The sequence below is a fragment of the Kribbella turkmenica genome, from assembly GCF_004348725.1.
In the GTDB taxonomy this organism is placed as follows: domain Bacteria; phylum Actinomycetota; class Actinomycetes; order Propionibacteriales; family Kribbellaceae; genus Kribbella; species Kribbella turkmenica.
This window is the reverse complement of the sequence record NZ_SMKR01000046.1, coordinates 26,414-43,954: the sequence shown is the minus strand read 5'-3', so window position 1 is coordinate 43,954 and position 17,541 is coordinate 26,414. Positions and strand designations below refer to the sequence as shown.

Genomic DNA, 17,541 nt, shown 5'->3' with positions numbered 1-17,541 from the left:
CGATGCCGTCCTTGCCGGGACGCGGCTCGAAACCGTGGGCGGCCAGGATCTGGGTCAGCGAGCTCCCGCTCGCCGTCCGGCCCAGCGACTCGCCGTACTCCCGGGCCCGGCGGTTCACCGCCTCCCGCGGCGAGCCGCCACTCGCCTCGGCGTCCGCGACCGCCGCGGCCAGCAGGCGGCCGGCGACGGCGTACTGACGCTCGGGCAGGGTGAGGTCGATCTCGCGCTCCGACCGGTGGTAAAGCTTGGCCGGTCGCCCGGCGCCGGGTCCCGTGCGCCCGGTCCGGCGTTCGTAGCAGGTCGCCAGCAGGCCTTCCTCGGTCAGCTTCTCCAGGTGGAACGCGGCAGTGTTGCGCGGGATGCCGACGGCAGCCGCTGCCTCGTCGCGGCCCACGGGAGCCGGCTGAGTGACGACGTACTCATAGAGGCGGCGCCGGGTCGGTTCCTCCAGTACGGCGACCGCCTGAACCTGAGCGTCCCAGGACGTGTCCACGGACTGATTCTATCGCCAACATCGGTTGATGAAACAGTTATGATGGCACCTCGTTGAGCAATCAGGGAGAGTAGATGGCGATTTCGGCTGATCTCGAGTCCGTCCCCCTCCGCATCGTCGCCGGCCGGGCGGAGATCGACCTGCCCGCGGCCCAGCGCGCGGTCGCCGATCTGCTCGAGGCGCTCGGGCGGGACCCGCACAGTCCCCACCTGGCCGACACTCCCCGACGGGTGGCGAACGCCTACGCCGAGATGCTGACGCCGCGCGAGTTCGAGCTGACGACGTTCCCGAACGACGAGGGGTACGACGAGCTCGTGCTGGCCAAGGACATCCCGGTGCAGTCGTTGTGCGAGCACCACCTGCTGCCGTTCACCGGCGTCGCGCACGTCGGCTACCTGCCGGGTGAGCGGATCCTCGGGCTGTCGAAACTCGCCCGCGTGGTCGAACTGTTCGCCCGCGACCTCCAGGTGCAGGAGCGGCTGACCAAACAGGTCGCCGACTGGCTGCAGGACCACCTCGCGCCGAAGGGCGTCGGTGTGGTGATCGAGGCCGAGCACCAGTGCATGTCGCTGCGCGGCGTCCGGGCCACCGGTTCCCGCACGGTGACGTCGTCGCTGCACGGCATTCTCCGGGAGAACCTCAGCTCCCGGCAGGAGTTCTTCGCCCTGACCGGCCTGACCCCGTAGGTCAGGCGGTCGCCACCGCCGGCGGGTGGTGGTGGGTGTGGCGTCCGGTGGCGAGGATGTGCGCGACCTCGCCGGGCAGCAGGTCGGTGCCGGGGACCGGCTCCATCTCACTGACGTCGAGCCAGCGGACGACGGTGGCGCCGCAGTGGCCGTGGACGGCGAGGATGGAGTCGAGATCCGGCCAGACGGCCGTCGACGGGTTCGGTCCGTGCCAGCGCAGCGCGACCGAGCCGTCGGTGAAGACGCACCCTTCCGCGACGATGCCGGTTCCGGAGACTCCGCTGATGTCGGTGTAGCGCACGAGCTCGAAGGTCTGGGGTTTCACCGGCGGACCTCGCCGGGATGGCCTTCGGTGGTGCAGGGACAGGTGGAACTGGGTTGGCCTGAGGGTGCTGCCATGGTCCTTTCCCCGTGGTCGGCGTGGGTGGGCGCTCGCCACAAACCGGGGACAATACGGACTGTCAGCGGGGAAGGACGGTCTGTAGCGACTCATCTTCTGCAAAACAAGCTAGAACCAATCCCGGCAACACGCCAGACCTCTGTCAGCGTGTCTCGGCCTTCGGAAATCCCGGTCGCGGCAACTCCTGACATGGCGGGGGTTCACTACCTGTCCGGTGGCCGCCGGCCGTGATCGAATACGGAAGTGTTCCTCACGCTTGCCACCGACCTTGCCGGAGTCGAGGCACCTGCCAGCGATCTCGGTTTCCTGCTGCACAAGAACCCGGCGCGACCGCAGGGCATCGAGGTCACCGGTGGCACGGCGCACGTCTTCTACCCGGAGGCGACCGGCGAACGCTGCACGGCGGCGGTGCTGCTGGAGATCGACCCGATCGCGCTGGTCCGGTCCGGTCGTGGGAAGGCGCCGGAAGGATTCACTCTCGGGCAGTACGTGAACGACCGTCCATACGCCGCCTCGAGCCTGCTCGCGGTCGCCCTCGGGAAGCTGTTCCGGACCGCGATGAATGGGCGCTGCGACGCGCGTCCCGAGCTGGCCGCGCGCCCGATCCCGCTCGAGATCCACGTCCCGGCGCTGCCGTGCCCCGGCGGCGCCGAGCTGGCCGCGCGGATGTTCGGTCCGCTCGGCTGGACCGTCGACGCCCGGCCGGTGCCGCTCGACCCGCAGCTCCCGGCCTGGGGTGACTCGCGGTACGTCGACCTGCGGCTGACCGGCGTACTCCGGCTGGCCGATGCGCTCAACCACCTGTACGTGATGCTGCCGGTGCTGGACGACGCCAAGCACTACTGGGTCGGTCCCGACGAGGTCGACAAGTTGGTGCGCGCCGGATCGGGCTGGCTGGGTGCGCATCCGGAGAAGGACCTGATCTCCCGGCGGTACCTGGCGCATCGGCGCTACCTCGCCGACACCGCCCTCGAGCGCCTCGCCGAGGCCGACGGGCTGACGGAGCCGGAGGCGGTGCCGGACGACGCGGAGGGACCGGTCTCGCTGGCGGTCGAGCGTCGTACGACGGTCGCCGCCGTACTGAAGGAGCTCGGAGCCCGGCGGATCGCGGATCTCGGGTGTGGTGAGGGCGCGCTCGTCGGGGAGCTGCTGAAGGATCCGATGGTCGCGGAACTGTTCGCCACGGACGTGTCGGCGCGGGCGCTGATCAGTGCGAAGCGGCGGCTGCACTACGACGACCTGCCCGACCGGCAGCGCGAGCGGCTGCGGTTCCTGCAGTCGTCGGTGACGTACGCCGACCACCGCCTGGCCGGCCTGGACGCCGCCGTCTTGATGGAGGTGATCGAGCACGTCGACCCACCTCGCCTGCCCGCCCTGGCGAAGGCGGTCTTCCAGGCCGCCCACCCTGCCGCCGTCGTCGTCACCACCCCGAACAGCGAGTACAACGTGCGCTTCGACACGCTCCCGGCGGGCACCTTCCGCCACCCGGACCACCGCTTCGAGTGGACCCGCGACGAATTCACGTCCTGGGCGACGGGAGTGGCTGACGCTTTCGGCTATTCGGTGGAGTTCCGTCCGGTCGGCCCGGTCGATCCGGAGGTCGGCGCGCCGACCCAGCTCGCTGTCTTCACGGTCCGGGAGAACTGATGGCGACGCTGCGGATCCCGGCCCTGTGCCTCGTCGTGCTCGTGGGTGCGAGCGGGTCGGGGAAGTCGACGTTCGGGCGGAAGCACTTCCGGCCGACGGAAGTGATGTCGAGTGACTTCTGTCGGGGTCTGGTCTCGGACGAAGAGAACGACCAGGCGGCGTCGAAGGACGCGTTCGAGGTGTTGCACTTCATCGCTGGGAAGCGGCTCGCGGCCGGGCGGCTGACGGTGATCGACGCGACCAACGTGCAACCGGAGGCGCGCAAGGAACTGGTCGCGCTCGCCCGCGAGCACGACGTACTGCCGGTGGCGATCGTCCTGGACCCGCCCGAGCGGGTGTACGTCGAGCGCAACGAGCAGCGACCGGACCGGCAGTTCGGGTCGAAGGTGATCGCCCGGCAACGGTCACAGCTCAAGCGCGGACTGCGCAGCCTCAAGCGCGAGGGTTTCCGCACCGTGCACGTGCTCGACACCGTCGAGGAGATCGATGCCGTCAGCATCGAACGCACCAGGCTGTTCAACGATCTGACCGACCGGACCGGGCCGTTCGACATCGTCGGTGACATCCACGGTTGCCGGGCCGAGCTGGAGGAGCTGCTCACGCGACTCGGCTACGCGATTACTCGCGACGACGCCGGCCGCGCGATCGACGCCGTACACCCGGACCGGCAGGCGGTGTTCGTCGGTGACCTTGTCGACCGCGGCCCGGACACTCCCGGCGTACTGCGGCTCGTCATGGGAATGGTTGCCAACGGCCACGCTTACTGCGTCCCCGGCAACCACGAGGACAAGTTGCTCAGGGCACTGAGAGGCCGCACCGTCACGATCAGCCACGGCCTGGAGACCACCTTCGAGCAGCTCGCGGACGAGCCGGCGGAGTTCCGCGAGGCGGTGGCGACGTTCATCGACGGCCTGATCTCGCACTACGTGTTCGACCGCGGCCGGCTGGTGGTGTCGCACGCCGGCCTGGTCGAGCGGATGCACGGCCGTACGTCCGGCCGGGTCCGCTCCTTCTGCCTGTACGGCGAGACGACCGGTGAGACCGACGAGTTCGGCCTGCCGGTCCGCTACCCGTGGGCGAACGAGTATCGCGGCCGGGCGATGGTCGTCTACGGTCACACGCCGACGCCCGAGCCGGAGTGGATCAACAACACGATCTGCCTCGACACCGGCTGCGTGTTCGGCGGAGCGCTGACCGCTCTGCGCTATCCGGAGCGCGAGCTGGTCTCGGTGCCGGCGGCCGAGGAGTACTACGCACCGGCCAAGCCGTTGCACATGGCCAGCGCCCCGGCGCGCGAACCCGACGTTCTCGAGCTGACCGACGTCACCGGCCGCCGAGTGATCGAGACCGCGACGCACGGCCGGCTCAGCATCCGGGCGGAGCAGGCGGGTGCGGCGCTGGAGGTGATGAGCCGGTTCGCGATCGACCCACGGTTCCTGCTGTACCTGCCGCCGACGATGAGCCCGGTCGCCACCTCGCCGGAGCCGGGGCTGCTGGAGCACCCGCTGCAAGCGTTCGAGGCCTACCGCGCGCAAGGCGTCACCGAGCTCGTGTGCGAGGAGAAGCACATGGGCTCGCGCGCTGTCATCCTGCTGACGCTCGACGACGACGTCGCAGAGAAACGTTTCGGCCTGGCCGGGCGCGGCGCGATCCACACCCGGACCGGACGGTCGTTCTTCGAGGGATCGCTCACGGACGAGCTCCTGCTCCGGCTGCGGACGGTCGTCGCCGAGGCGGGGATCTTCGACGAGCTCGACACCGCGTGGCTCCTGCTCGACGCCGAGCTGCTGCCGTGGAGCGCCAAGGCCGAGGACCTGCTCCGGAACCAGTACGCCGCGGTCGCCGCCGCCGCCCGTACGTCGTTGCCAGCGGCAACCGCAGCTCTGGAGTCCGCACTCGCGTCCGGGCTGGACGTCGGCGATCACCTGGCCCGGCTCCGGCGCCGGACGACGAACGCCGATCGGTTCACCGAGGCGTACCGGCGCTACTGCTGGCCGACGGCCGGGCTGGACGGCGTCCGGCTGGCGCCGTTCCAGGTGCTGGCGTCCGAAGGGACGACGTACCAGGACCGGCCGCACGTCTGGCACCTCGGGATCGCGGACCGGCTGGTCGCTGCGGATCCGTCGTTGGTCACGCCGACGCGGCGGCTCTTCGTCGATGCGGACAACTGGGAGGCCGGGGTCGGCTGGTGGCAGGAGGTCACGGGCGCCGGCGGCGAGGGGATGGTGGTCAAGCCGGCCGCCAACCTGACGCGGACCGCGAAGGGACTGGCGCAGCCGGGGCTGAAGGTGCGCGGACAGGAGTACCTGCGGCTCATCTATGGTCCGGACTACACCGAGCCGGCCAACTTCGCGCGCCTGCGCGACCGCAACCTCGGTCACAAACGCTCGCTGGCCCTGCGCGAGTACGCCCTCGGCCTCGAAGCCCTCGACCGCGCCGCCCGCGGCGAACCCCTCTGGCGCATCCACGAGTGCGTCTTCGCCGTCCTCGCCCTCGAGTCCGAACCGGTCGACCCCCGGCTGTAGGTCGGTCCCGGGAAGGTAAGGATCGACGGGACACGGCGTCCGGTGCGGTTGGCAGGATGAGGCAGTGCAGTGGACCGCGAAGGAGACGCGACGATGATCAGCTACACCATTCCGGGGATGCACGTCCGGGAGCACGAGGTCGACGTACCGCTGGACTGGTCGGCTCCCGGCGAGACGATCACCGTCTTCGCGCGGGAGCTCGTCGACCCGGTCCGGCGCGACGAGGACCTGCCGCTGTTGCTGTTCCTGCAGGGTGGTCCGGGCGGCAAGGGCCCCCGGCCGACCGACGTGTCGGGGTGGATCAAGCAGGCGCTGAAGACCTATCGGTTGATCCTGCTCGACCAGCGGGGCACCGGGCGCAGTACGCCGATCTCCGGCCGGCGGATGGCGTCGTTCGCGACCGCCGAGGCCGGCGCCGACTACCTGGCCTGTTTCCGGGCGGACTCGATCGTCCGCGACGCCGAGCACCTGCGCACGACGGTCTTCGGCGGCGTCAGGTGGTCGACGCTGGGCCAGAGCTACGGCGGGTTCCTCACCTTGTCGTATCTCTCGCAGGCGCCGGAGGGACTGACCGCGTGCTACGTGACCGGCGGGCTGGCCTCGATCGACCCGTCGGCGGCCGAGGTGTACCGCCGTACGTATCCGCGGGTGGCCGCGAAGAATCGCGAGTTCTACCGGCGGTACCCGCACCACGTCGAGCGAGTGGGCGCGATCGCGGACCGGCTCGCGGCCGGCGACGTCCGGCTGCCGGACGGTGATCGGCTGACCGTACGGCGGTTCCAGTCACTCGGGATCGACTTCGGGATGAAGCCCGGGTACGAGCGGATGCACTGGCTGGTGGACGAGGCGTTCGACGGGGACGAGTTGTCGGACACGTTCCTTGCGCAGGTGCTGGACCGGTCGTCGTACGCCGGCGGGCCGTTGTTCGCGGCGTTGCAGGAATGCATCTACGGCTCCGGTGGCGGCTGGGCCGCCGAGGCCGAACGGGCTCTGCACCCGGAGTTCGCGGAGGACGCCCGGCCGCTGCTGTTCACCGGCGAGATGATGTACCCCTGGATGTTCGCGGAGATCCGGATCCTGCGCCCGTTCCAGGCGGCGGTCGAGGAGCTCGCGTCCCGGCCGGCGTGGTCGCCGTTGTACGACCTGGACCGGCTGGCGGCGAACGACGTACCGGTCGCCGCGGCGGTCTACTACGACGACATGTACGTCGACTCCGCGCTGCAACTCGACACCGCCGCCCGCGTCGGCAACCTGCAGGCCTGGGTGACGAACGAGTACGAGCACGACGGCCTCTCCGCGGAGCGGGTCTTCGACCGCCTGACCGAACTGGTCCGCTCGGTCGGCGGCGGCGTACCCGCCCGCTGACCACTGGCAGGTTGCGGCCAGTCAACGCTCAGCCACCGCTCGACGCGGGAGGCTGCTGGGTATGAGACACGCTCGGTGGTCGGCAGGTGTCCTCGCGGTGTGGCTCCTGGCGGGGTGCGGCGGTCAGGAGCCCTCACAGGCCGGACCGGTAGCGTCGTCCACGCCCACGCCGTCGCCAACCCCGACGCCGACTTCGACTCCGACACCGACACTGACACTGACACCGACTCCGACACCGACACCGACTCGGTCGCCGACGAAGCCACCGGTGCCGGCGGCGGACTGCACGGGGTCGTTCAAGGACGGTCGCTTCACGCTGTCCGGTCGCAGCATCTTCATCACCGGCCAGGCCTTCAGCTGCTCCGGTGGGCAGACGATCGCCTACGAGCGGCTGAGGTCCGCGGTGCGCTTTCGCCACGGCGCGAAGAGCGTGACGCTCGGCGCCCGCGAGTCGGCGAAGCTCGGCGGCTACCGGATCAGGGTCGGCCTCGCCAACAGCAAGCAGGCGACCTTCGCCGTCGACGTCCTGTGAGAACTCAGCCCAGATTGAGAGCGGTCGCCGCCGCGGCGGCGGCCGGGGTGCCGTACGCGGTGGCGAGCCGCTTCAGGAACGAGGGACGGTCGAGGGTGTACTCCTGGGTGCCGACGGTCTCGAGGACGGTCGTGGCCAGCGTGCACCCGACCTGTGCGGCGGCCTCGTGGTCGAGGCCGGCGGCGCGGCCGGTGAGATAGCCGGCCCGGAACGCGTCACCGCCACCGGTCGGATCGACCAGGTTCGGGGCCGGAACGGCGGGGACCTTGGCCAGGATGCCGCCGGTGTTCTCGATCACCACCCCGTCACCGCCGTGCGTGGTCACCCGGACACCGACCCGCTCGAGGATCTCGTCGTGGCTCCAGCCGGTCTTCTGCACCATCAGGCCGGCCTCGTACTCGTTGCTGAACAGGTACTCCGCCCCGTCCACGAGCCGCTTGATGTCCGCACCCTCCATCCGGGCCAGCTGCTGCGACGGGTCCGCGGCCACCGCGATCCCGTTCGCCTTCGCCAGCTCGGTGTGCTTGAGCATGCCGTCAGGGTCGTCCGCGCCGATCAGCACCAGGTCGATCCCGCCGGTCGCGGCGTGGATCGCCCCGAGATCGAGCTCCCGGGCCTCGGCCATCGCGCCGGTGTAGAACGAGGCGATCTGGTTCGCGTCCAGGTCCGTCGTACAGGTGAACCGGGCCGTGTGGACGTTCTCGCAGACGCGGACGTGGGACACGTCCACGCCGGCCTCGGTGAGCGCGGCGCCGTACTCGGCGAAGTCGGCACCGACCGAGCCGACCAGCAGCGACGGCTGGCCGAGCTGGGCCATGCCGTAACAGATGTTCGCGCCGACGCCGCCGCGGTGGACGACCAGCTCGTCCACCAGGAACGACAGGGAGACCTTGTGCATCTGCTCCTCGAGGAACTGGTCCTTGAACCGGCCCGGGAACGTCATCAGGATGTCGGTCGCGATCGAACCGGCGACGGCGATGCGCATGCGGGGTGCTCCTCGGTGGGGTGGGTGCGTGGCCTTCGGGCAACCCATAGAGACTACAGGCGACCGATCTAATACACAGAAGGCGGGAATTTCGATGGGGAATCAGGTACTCGTCACCGACGAGCTGCACGACTACATGGTCGGGCACGGCATGCCGCTGGACGAGATCGCCGCCGAGCTGGTGGCCGAGACCCGGCAGCTCGGCGACATTTCCCGGATGCTGACCACGGCCGACCAGGCGGCGCTGCTGACCACGCTCACGCGGCTGATCTCCGCGCGCCGCGCGGTCGAGATCGGCACCTTCACCGGGTTCTCCGCGCTGGCGATCGCCCGCGGACTGCCGGACGACGGGCAGCTGATCTGCCTCGACGCGAGCCAGGAGTGGACCTCGATCGGGCAGCGGTACTGGGAGCGCGCCGGGGTCTCGTCGAAGATCGAGCTGCGGATCGGCGACGGGCACGAGCTCGCGGCCGCGCTCGACGGCTCGTTCGACCTGGCGTTCGTCGACGCCGACAAGCCGGGCTACATCGACTACTTCGAGCGGCTGGTGCAGGTGATCCGGCCGAACGGGCTGATGCTGTTCGACAACACCCTGGCCGGCGGCCGCGTGGTCGGTGAGCACTCCGACGACCCGGTCGACCGCAAGGAGTTCAACGCGCACATCGCCAAGGACGACCGGGTCGACGTCGTGATCCTCGGGATCGGCGACGGGCTCACCCTGGTCCGCAGGAAGTGAGCGCGCCGCGGCTCGCGGTGAAGGAGCTGCAGCACAAGTACGGCGACCGGCCGGTGATCGAGGGGTTGACGTTCACCCTGGCCGCCGGTGAGGCGATCGCGCTGGTCGGCCCGAACGGCGCAGGCAAGACGACCGTGCTCAAATGCATCGTCGGCTCGGCCGAACCGGCGGCCGGCACGATCCTGCTCGACGGCCAGGCGATCGACGAGCGCGCGGACGCCGTCCGCCGCGACGTCGCCACGCTGCTCGACGACCTGGACTTCTTCCCCGACCTGACCGCGGCCGAACACCTCGACCTGCTCGCGCGGGCCCACGGCAACGCCTCGCCCGAGGACCTCGTCGACACCACTCTCGACGACATCGGGCTGCTGCCGGCCGCCGACCAGTTGCCGGGATCGCTGTCCTCGGGTCAGCGCCGTCGCCTCGCGCTGGCGACGGCGCTGGTCCGCCCGCGCACGCTGATGGTCCTCGACGAGCCGGAAGCCCGCCTGGACACCGACGGCGTGCAGTGGCTGTCCGACCGCCTGATCGCGGAGAAGAAGTCCGGTACGTCGATCCTCTTCGCCAGCCACGACCCCACCCTGGTAGAAGCCGTCGCCGACACCGTCGTAACCCTCACCCCGCTGCCATGACGTCGACCGACGGCCCGGTTGTCTTCGATCCGGTTGACTTCGGTGTGATCCCGTCGTCGCGGTCGCTGCGCCGATGGATGCGCACCACCCGCCGTCGGCACGCGGACCGGTCGTTCTGGCAGGTCTTCGAGGACGTCTACCTGGTTCTCTTCACGCTCGCGATGGCCGGTGCCTCCGGCGGCAACGTGCTCCGCCAACTGAACGAGAACGCCGCCCGGTGCACGTCGTGGTCGTGCATGCAGCTGTCGTCCCACCTGCCCTTCATCCTCGTTCCGTTGCTGGTGGCAACGACGTTGCGGATGCTGCTGAGCGTCGGGCCGGTGTCCGCGTCCCGGGCGGCCGGGTTCTGGTTGCTGGCCACTCCGGTCGACCGGCGGTCGCTGCTCCGACCGGCGTACCGGACGATGATCGCCATTGTGGCCGCGACCAGCCTGCTGGTCTCGGTGATCGCCTGGACGCTGCTCGGGTGGCCGATGCTCGGGATCGGAGAGGCGTCGCTGGTCACGGCCTCCCTGCTGGTCTGTGTCGCGTGTGTGACAGTGTGGGCCCAGCAGTCCGCGGTGCGCACCCGATGGACACTGCGAGTCGCCGACGTCCTGCTGATCGTCGCCGCGATCCCGGCGGTGTGGCTGGCCACCCGCTCCGAGCCTGAATCCGAGGCGCACCTCGCGAACGTCGTGATCGCCGAATGGACCGCGGTCGAGCCGGACACCCTGCTCATTCCGGAGCGGACGCGCCTGCTGCTCATCGGGCCGGCGTGCCTGGCCGCCGTCTCGGCGATCGTGCTGGTCACGGCGCGCACGCTGCCCAAGCTGAGCCGGACGACCGTGATCGCCGGGGGAGACTTGCTGGCCGGCCTGGCCGGGGCCGCGAGCAGTTTGGACATCAGCCTGCTCGCCGACGTGGTCGCGGGCCGGCACTGGCGGTTGAAGGGGCGTGCCCGGTCCCGGCGGGGTCGGGGCTCGCGGGGCGCCGCGCTGGTGCACCGGGAGTTCCTGCGGATCCTGCGGTGGCCGCGGCGGTTGATCCTCGGGTTCGCGCTGCTGGTCGTCCCGTACGCCATCGCCGGCGCCGGCTTCCAGGTGCTCGTGCCGGTCGCGGCCGGGATCGCCGGGTTCATCGCCGTACGGCCGTTGATGGACGGGCTCCGGTCAGTCTGCCGGTCAACCGGCCTGGTACGCGCCCTCGGCATGGATCTGCGGGAGCTCCGGGTCGTCATGGCGGTCGTGCCCGCCGGATTCACCGCGCTCTGGTGTGCCCTCGCTCTGCCGTCGCTGGCCGACGGCGCGAGCACTTTTGCCGTTGCCGCCGGCATCATCACCGGCACCGTCCGGCAGGCGTCCGCCCGGCCACCGTCGTACGCGGGCCCGCTGGTCGCCTCACCGATGGGCGCGATCCCACCCGGCCTGTTCTCCCAGCCCATCCGCGGCTTCGACCTGCTCCTGCTGTGCCTCCTCCCGGTCCTCCTCGGCCTCGACGCCCTCTGGGTCCTGGTGATCCCGTCCGTCGTCCTCGCGGTGATGTTCGCCGTCCGCCCGAAGCAGGACTGACCATGGGATGGCCCCAGGATGGAATGGCAACCGCCAGAAATGATCAGCTGAGTACAGATTTTGTCCGGAGATAGGGAAGAAAATCTATAGACTGGTGTAGATCCCTACATGACGGTGAGGGAATTCCGCAGCAACCTTACGGCGTCTCGTTCGTGAGCCGCAGCGAGGCGAAGCGCCTGCTAGCCGGGATGGACGTTTTCAGCGAGGTCGAGGTCGACTTCACGGGGATCGACAGTGTCGGCCAGGCATTCGTCGACGAGATGTTACGGGTCTGGCCGCAACTCCACCCGGGCACTGCGATCATCCCGACGAAGTTGAACGAGGCAGTGGAGTTCAGGGTTCGGCGAGGGCTGGGACGGCAATAGAGCCCACCGTTGACCGCATCATGGCCTGATGCGCTAGCGCTCGTGCGCGAGCCATTTGCGCTCGATCTCGCGGGGCAGGTCGACGTCGTACCGGCGGGCGAGCAGGAGGAGTTGGCAGAAGACGTCGGCGAACTCCTGGTGGAAGGTGTCGCGGATCTGGTCGGGGGACTGGCCCTTGGCGCGGGCGCGGCCGGTGTGCTGCAGGCAGGCCTGGGTCAACTCGCCCATTTCCTCCTGCAACTTGAGCAGGAACCAGTCCGGATCCGCTCGAACCCCAGCGCCTCCCCGTACCGCACCGACAACTTCTCCAGCCGCTCGGACAGTTCCGCGATCTCCATCCGCCTACCCAACCAGCCTCCGCCGACACAGAATCAGTGGGTGGATGCGGTGGCGTGGTTGCTGGAGTCCGACGAGCCGGCGGTGCGGGGGATGGCTCGGCGGGATCTGCTCGGTGAGCCGCACGGCGAGGACGTGTTGGCCGGAGCGATCGTGCAGGCGCTGCTGACCGACGCCTGTGCGGACAAGCGGGCTTACCGGAAGTGGACCGGCGCGCACTGGCGGATCGTCGCGCTGGCCGAGTTGGAGGCGCCGGCGGGAGAGCCACGGGCGGTCGGGGCTGCGGAGTACGACCTGGAGGAGGTCATGCGGTCCCTCAAGTACGGCGTGAGCGTCGTCGACGGCCTGGTACGCCGGTGTGGGTCGATCGAGGGGAACACGCTCGCGGCGTGCAGCCGGCTGGGGATGGCCGGTGATTCACGGGTGCGGCAGTTGGCGGAGGGGCTGCTGGAGTGGCAGTGGCCGGATGGCGGTTGGAACTGCGACCGCACTGCGTCCGGCCGGCGTTCGTCGTTTCACGAAACACATGCGGCTGCGTGGGGCCTGCACGAGTACCACGAAGCGATCGGTGACACCGCTGCTCGAGACGCCGCCGTACGGGCCGGGGAGTTGTTCCTGGAGCACCGGGTGTTCCGGAGTCTGTCGACGGGCGAGCCGATCAACAAGAGATGGTTGCGGCCGAGCTACCCGCCGTACTGGCACTACGACATCCTGCAGGCGCTGCTCGTGCTGTCACGGCTCGGTCTGGTGCAGGACGAGCGAGCCGGGGACGCGCTCGACGAGTTGGAGCGGCGGCGCCGGCCGGACGGCCGATGGCATGCGGGACAGCAGTGGTGGAACCCGCCGGGCAGCGACCGGATGCCGGAGGCCGTCGACTGGGGTCGGAACGGACCCAACGAGATGATCACCCTCAACGCCCTGCGGGTGCTCAAGGCCGCAGGGCGCTGACGGGCGTTCTACTGCTGCGGAGCGGGGTTGGGCTCCGGATCGGCGCCTGATTCCGGCTGACCGGCAGCGACCGGGGCGGTGTCGGCCGGCGCGCTCCCGTCCGCGTCGGGCTCGGCGTCCGGTGCGGACTCCTCGGGAGCGGTGTCCGGCGCGGCTTCAGCAGTGGTGGCGACGGTCGGCATCGGGTCCGGGTCCGGGAGGAGGAGGTAGGGCTCGGTTTCCGGGTCGGGCTCCGAGCCGGGCTCCGGAGTGGGCTTCGGATCGAAGTCGTCGGGCGCCATCGCCCAGACCGCGACCGCGGCTCGCTGGGCGTCGGCGGCGTCCGTCTGCGCCTCGTACTTCTTGATGTCGAGCGCGTACGCCTGCACCACGGCGGACAGGTCCCGGCGCAGCGCCTTGTGCACCCAGAGCGCGTAGGCCTGGCTGCGGGCCTCGATGAAGTTCTTCAGTTCCTGCATCTGGGCGGGAGTCATGACGTCCTCCGAAGTGGGGGTGAAGTCGCCGCGAGCGATCGCGGCCCGGGCGGCGGGGCCGGGACAGTCGGTGCCGTCCGGGCGGACCGCGGAGTGCGGCCGGATCGCCGTACCCCGGGGGAAGATTCTGCGGAAGTCGGCGATCACCCCGCGGGTGGTCGCCTTCATCGCGGCGGTCGGCTGCTCGCCGGTGACGAGCACCAGCAGGATCGCGCCGTACCGCTCGTTGAGGTCGGCGTTGCCGTTGGCGCCGGACTGCACCCGGAGACCGCGCAGCGCCCAGGCCCGGCCGGCCTGGTCGACGGCGACCTGGTACGCGATATCCGACCAGCCGCGGTCGTCCATGTGGAACTTCTGCCAGCCGCGCAGCGCCGACGCGACCGCGGCCTGGCTGTGGATGCCGGTCGTCGTCCCGGTCCCGGGCCAGTGGATCACCGCGCCCTGCACCCTGGACGGGGTCAGCGTGCCCGGCCCGCCGTTCGGCGGTCGCGCCCTCCAGGCCGACCGCGGCAGATATCTGACCATTCACTCGCTCCTCACAGGCCTCACGAGTACCACGTGTCGTGGCGTTGGCACTCCGTAATCAACTGATCACGATCTGCATGCGGCCGTCAAGTGAACGAAGCTCACTGGGGCAAGCAAGGTGGTCCTGGTACAGCGGAGCGACTGCGCCATGTCCTCGGCCGATCCGACGAGCCACGTCGTACCGGCGCCACCGCCGCTCGAGCATCCGGCTGGACCATTGACATCGTTGTCTGGTCCGGCGACGATACTGCCGCACGATCAGTGAAACGTTTCCAACCTCGGTCAGCCGAGCCGCCTTGAAGCCCCGCGAGGAGATCCGTCATGATCCTGAGTCGTCCGCGCGCCCTGTGCGCGCTACTTGCCGGCGCGGTCGCGCTGGCCGTCGGGCCGGTGTCGCCACCGTCCGCCCAGGCCGATCCGGGCGGAGGTTTCGACGGCCCGACCGCGACCGCCCGCGCCCGGGTCGCCGCCGACGTCCTGATGAGTTCGTACGATCCGGTGAAGGCGTGGTTCCCCTCCAGCTGGTGGAACTCCGCGGTCGCGCTGCAGACGATCGGCGACTACATGGAACGTACCGGCGATCGCCGGTACCTGCAGCAGCTGGACCTGACGTTCGAGCAGAACAAGGGCGTGTTCCCCGCCGGCTACCTGTCCGGCGACCCGCTGCTCGGCAACTTCACCAGCCGCGCCATCGACGACTCCGAGTGGTGGGCCCTGACCTGGATCCAGGCGTACGACCTGACCAAGAAGCGCAAGTACCTCGACATGGCGGTCACGATTGCGGAGTACGTCGAGGACTACCGGGACGACACCTGTGGCGGTGGTGTCTGGTGGGACGCCGAGCGGACCTACAAGAACGCGGTCACCAACGGCCTGTGGATCCGCCTGACCGCCGAGCTGCACAACCGGATCCCCGGTGACCGGCACTGGCTCGGCCGGGCGCAGCAGGGTTGGAACTGGTTCACCGGGAGCGGGATGATCAACGCCGGCGGCCTGGTGAACGACGGCCTGAACACCAGCACCTGCGAGAGCAACAACCAGACGGTCTGGACCTACAACCAGGGGCTGGCGATCGGGGCCGGCCTCGAGCTGTGGCGGGCGACCCGGGACCCGCGCCTGCTGACCACCGTACGGCGGCTGGCGGACTCGGCGATCGCGACCGGTGGCCTGGTCTCCGACGGCGTACTGACCGAGTCGTGTGACGTCCCGGGCAAGGTCTGCGACGACAACCAGAAGCAGTTCAAGGGAATCTTCCTGCGCTACTGGATGGATCTCACCGACACCACCCACGACCGCCGGTACGCCGCCTTCCAGGACCAGCAGGCCGCCACCATCTGGGACAACGACCGGGACGCGGCCGGACGACTCGGTCTGCGGTGGTCCGGCGCCACCAGCGCGGACCATCCGAACGTCTTCGACTGGCGCACGCAGGCGAGTGCGCTCAGCGCCCTGATCGCCGCCGTACCAGCGCTGCCGCCGGTGCGGTCGTTGTCGGCGACGATGACTCCGGCCCAGCCGGTGGTGATGCCGGCGAGCGGTAGCGCGACCCACGTCGAGTTGGTCGCCGGACTCCAGGCCACCGCCCCCGCTGGTCAGACGATCGAGGCGGACGTGCGGGCGTCCGGTCCGGCGGGCTGGACCGTGACCCCGACCCAGTCGACCGTGACGCTTCGCCCGAACGGGAGCGCCGTACCCGCTCGGGGGAGCATCGAGCTCGACGTGGCGATTCCCGCGGGTACGCCGGACGGCCGCTACCCGGTGACCGTGACGGCGACGTCCGGTCCGCAGCTGTCGTTCACCACGCAGGCCGAGATCCTGGTCGCCCACACCGCCGACTTCGACACCGGTACGGCGGCCGAGAACCCGTGGCTGTGGGACGTGGGCGGCTCACAGAGCAACGGCGTCCAGAACCGCTTCGCCGACGGCAACGCGTACTTCGTCTACCGCTTCCCCTTCCCGTCCGACACCGCCACGGCGTCGGTCGCACTGACGATCGACAACGAGTACGTCGTCCAGGTGAGCGGCGACGGCGAGCAGTGGACCACCGTGGCCCGGGAGACCGAACACGTCCACGGCGGCGAGAACAAGGCCACCCTGACCTTCGACCTGACCCCTCACCTCACCCCAACCAGAACCGCCTACGTCCGCATCTCCGACTCCCACCCCGAAGAGGGCTGGGGCGGCCGCCTGTACCACGCCACGGCCACTTACAACAGCTGAGCCCGGCAACACACCCGAACGGCCGGCCCGGAAACCTCCGGGCCGGCCGTTCCCGAGCTGAGGTGCGGGCTCAGACGTCGTAGTAGAGCTCGAACTCTCACCGTGGCGTTGGTCGACGTTGGGTGTCAACGGCAATGTGCCCCTGACCTGGGCACTGACCGCTGGTCGACGTTGGCTGACGTTGGTCCCGGACGGCTGTCTGACGGAACACTGACGGAACAGCGGAGCCGCGGACCTCCTCCAGATCGGTCTACCTCAGCCCCTGAAACTGAGCGGCCCCAGCACGGCGATAGAAGCGCCGGCCAGGGCCTCGATCGAACTGACTGGAGTTCAACCGTGACCACAATGCTATGCACCAACCCAGCCGTACCCTCGCTCGAGGTGCGAGAGTCCTGGATCGACCGCCTGCTGGCGAAGTTCCGCCGGCCGTCCCACGCTGAGGTGGTGATCGACGCCTATGACTCGGGTCGGGCGTACGGAGAGCACCTCGGGCGGGTCCTCAGTGGCGACATCTACCGGCCTCTCGTTGAGGCCGTACGCCATCAGCAGCTGACCCCGGCGCAGTTGGCCACGATGGCGGAGTTCATCGACGACTGCGCCACTGAGCGCCTGTCGGGCGGTGCGCGATGAGCAACGACCGCGGGCTGCCGGAGTACAACTACGAGACCGCCAGCGAGGCGGAACGCTGGGCGTACGACCAGGGTCGTGATGACGCACTGAACCCGCAGGACATGGATCTCGAGGACGTCAAGCACGCGCTCGAGGTATGTGTCGAGGCGATCAGCCGGATCATCCGCGAGGGACAGCCATGATCGGGCGCGCGGTCGTGTTGCTGGTCGTGGCCGGTGCGGGCTTCGTGGCCGGCTGGGTTGCGAACGACGCGTCGCCGCACTGCCCGACCGAGGATGCTTGCACGGTCGACTACCGCGACGGCGAGTGGCACATCACCGAGCTACCCGACAACTGAGCAACAAGCACGAACCCCGCAGATGGAAGGTCTGCGGGGTTCGTGCTGTCCCGGCGCTAGAGGATTGGAAGGTGGTTTCCAATCCGAGCCAGGTCTTCTGGGCGCAAGGAACGCCGTGAACTTACCGACGTCGGTAAGTTGAAGCAGCCCCACCGG

General features: G+C 69.7%; 19 protein-coding genes. 14 read left to right on the top strand and 5 right to left on the bottom strand.

Going from position 1 to position 17,541, the window contains the following annotated elements; genetic code table 11:
* The coding region (locus tag E1218_RS13190; RefSeq protein WP_132319771.1) for a helix-turn-helix transcriptional regulator at positions 1–493 on the bottom strand (493 nt) is incomplete at its 3' end.
* A 74-nt stretch (positions 494–567) separates the two neighbouring features.
* On the opposite strand from E1218_RS13190, the gene folE reads away from it, so the two are divergent.
* Positions 568–1,179 (top strand): GTP cyclohydrolase I FolE, encoded by a 612-nt coding sequence (gene folE / locus E1218_RS13185; protein ID WP_132319769.1) that lies wholly within the window; start codon positions 568–570, stop codon positions 1,177–1,179.
* Position 1,180: 1 nt separating this feature from the next.
* Here folE and E1218_RS13180 read toward each other — a convergent pair whose 3' ends face one another.
* On the bottom strand, positions 1,181–1,504 hold the full coding sequence (locus E1218_RS13180; protein WP_132319767.1) for a hypothetical protein: 324 nt from the start codon (positions 1,502–1,504) through the stop codon (positions 1,181–1,183).
* A gap of 318 nt (positions 1,505–1,822) precedes the next feature.
* Here E1218_RS13180 and E1218_RS13175 point away from each other — a divergent pair, with 318 nt between their 5' ends.
* The 4 genes from E1218_RS13175 (at position 1,823) to E1218_RS36030 (ending at position 7,648) form a co-directional block, all read left to right on the top strand.
* Entirely contained in the window at positions 1,823–3,226 is a 1,404-nt protein-coding gene (locus E1218_RS13175; RefSeq protein WP_132319765.1) for a 3' terminal RNA ribose 2'-O-methyltransferase Hen1, read from the top strand.
* Positions 3,226–5,751: a polynucleotide kinase-phosphatase gene (locus E1218_RS13170; protein WP_132319763.1), complete on the top strand. Its 2,526-nt coding sequence runs from the start codon at positions 3,226–3,228 to the stop codon at positions 5,749–5,751. The genes E1218_RS13175 and E1218_RS13170 overlap by 1 nt, the downstream gene beginning before the upstream one ends.
* A 93-nt stretch (positions 5,752–5,844) precedes the next feature.
* Positions 5,845–7,116, top strand: a complete 1,272-nt coding sequence (locus E1218_RS13165) for an alpha/beta fold hydrolase (RefSeq protein WP_132319761.1) — start codon at positions 5,845–5,847, stop codon at positions 7,114–7,116.
* A 268-nt stretch (positions 7,117–7,384) separates the two neighbouring features.
* Positions 7,385–7,648: a hypothetical protein gene (locus E1218_RS36030; RefSeq protein WP_165949250.1), complete on the top strand. Its 264-nt coding sequence runs from the start codon at positions 7,385–7,387 to the stop codon at positions 7,646–7,648.
* 4 nt (positions 7,649–7,652) lie between these two features.
* Here E1218_RS36030 and E1218_RS13155 read toward each other — a convergent pair whose 3' ends face one another.
* Complete coding sequence (locus E1218_RS13155; RefSeq protein WP_132319757.1) at positions 7,653–8,633, bottom strand: carbohydrate kinase family protein; 981 nt, start codon at positions 8,631–8,633, stop codon at positions 7,653–7,655.
* 94 nt (positions 8,634–8,727) lie between these two features.
* Here E1218_RS13155 and E1218_RS13150 point away from each other — a divergent pair, with 94 nt between their 5' ends.
* From E1218_RS13150 to E1218_RS13135, 4 genes are all read left to right on the top strand, one after another.
* Positions 8,728–9,369 (top strand): O-methyltransferase, encoded by a 642-nt coding sequence (locus E1218_RS13150; protein WP_132319755.1) that lies wholly within the window; start codon positions 8,728–8,730, stop codon positions 9,367–9,369.
* Positions 9,366–10,001: a heme ABC exporter ATP-binding protein CcmA gene (gene ccmA / locus E1218_RS13145; RefSeq protein ID WP_132319753.1), complete on the top strand. Its 636-nt coding sequence runs from the start codon at positions 9,366–9,368 to the stop codon at positions 9,999–10,001. The genes E1218_RS13150 and ccmA overlap by 4 nt, the downstream gene beginning before the upstream one ends.
* Positions 9,998–11,551 (top strand): DUF6297 family protein, encoded by a 1,554-nt coding sequence (locus tag E1218_RS13140; RefSeq protein ID WP_132319751.1) that lies wholly within the window; start codon positions 9,998–10,000, stop codon positions 11,549–11,551. Before ccmA ends, E1218_RS13140 begins: the two co-directional genes overlap by 4 nt.
* A gap of 152 nt (positions 11,552–11,703) precedes the next feature.
* Positions 11,704–11,916: an STAS-like domain-containing protein gene (locus E1218_RS13135; protein ID WP_132319749.1), complete on the top strand. Its 213-nt coding sequence runs from the start codon at positions 11,704–11,706 to the stop codon at positions 11,914–11,916.
* 33 nt (positions 11,917–11,949) lie between these two features.
* Here the strand turns inward: E1218_RS13135 and E1218_RS37220 are convergent, their stop codons facing one another.
* A complete protein-coding gene (locus E1218_RS37220) occupies positions 11,950–12,144 on the bottom strand; it encodes a nucleoside triphosphate pyrophosphohydrolase family protein (RefSeq protein ID WP_233712201.1) in 195 nt (64 codons plus the stop codon).
* 150 nt (positions 12,145–12,294) lie between these two features.
* On the opposite strand from E1218_RS37220, the gene E1218_RS13125 reads away from it, so the two are divergent.
* A complete protein-coding gene (locus E1218_RS13125) occupies positions 12,295–13,200 on the top strand; it encodes a prenyltransferase/squalene oxidase repeat-containing protein (protein ID WP_132319747.1) in 906 nt (301 codons plus the stop codon).
* Between the two features lie 8 nt (positions 13,201–13,208).
* Here E1218_RS13125 and E1218_RS13120 read toward each other — a convergent pair whose 3' ends face one another.
* The gene (locus tag E1218_RS13120; RefSeq protein ID WP_132319745.1) at positions 13,209–14,198 is read right to left on the bottom strand and encodes a peptidoglycan recognition protein family protein; all 990 of its coding nucleotides are present in this window, start codon (positions 14,196–14,198) and stop codon (positions 13,209–13,211) included.
* Between the two features lie 321 nt (positions 14,199–14,519).
* Here E1218_RS13120 and E1218_RS13115 point away from each other — a divergent pair, with 321 nt between their 5' ends.
* From E1218_RS13115 to E1218_RS36025, 4 genes are all read left to right on the top strand, one after another.
* Positions 14,520–16,418: a glycoside hydrolase family 76 protein gene (locus E1218_RS13115; RefSeq protein WP_132319743.1), complete on the top strand. Its 1,899-nt coding sequence runs from the start codon at positions 14,520–14,522 to the stop codon at positions 16,416–16,418.
* A 336-nt stretch (positions 16,419–16,754) separates the two neighbouring features.
* The gene (locus tag E1218_RS13110; RefSeq protein WP_132319741.1) at positions 16,755–17,048 is read left to right on the top strand and encodes a hypothetical protein; all 294 of its coding nucleotides are present in this window, start codon (positions 16,755–16,757) and stop codon (positions 17,046–17,048) included.
* Positions 17,045–17,230 carry a hypothetical protein gene (locus E1218_RS13105; RefSeq protein ID WP_132319739.1) on the top strand — a complete coding sequence of 62 codons (186 nt, stop codon included), beginning with the start codon at positions 17,045–17,047 and terminating at the stop codon, positions 17,228–17,230. Before E1218_RS13110 ends, E1218_RS13105 begins: the two co-directional genes overlap by 4 nt.
* Positions 17,227–17,385: a hypothetical protein gene (locus tag E1218_RS36025; RefSeq protein ID WP_165949249.1), complete on the top strand. Its 159-nt coding sequence runs from the start codon at positions 17,227–17,229 to the stop codon at positions 17,383–17,385. The genes E1218_RS13105 and E1218_RS36025 overlap by 4 nt, the downstream gene beginning before the upstream one ends.
* Positions 17,386–17,541 lie beyond the last annotated feature (156 nt).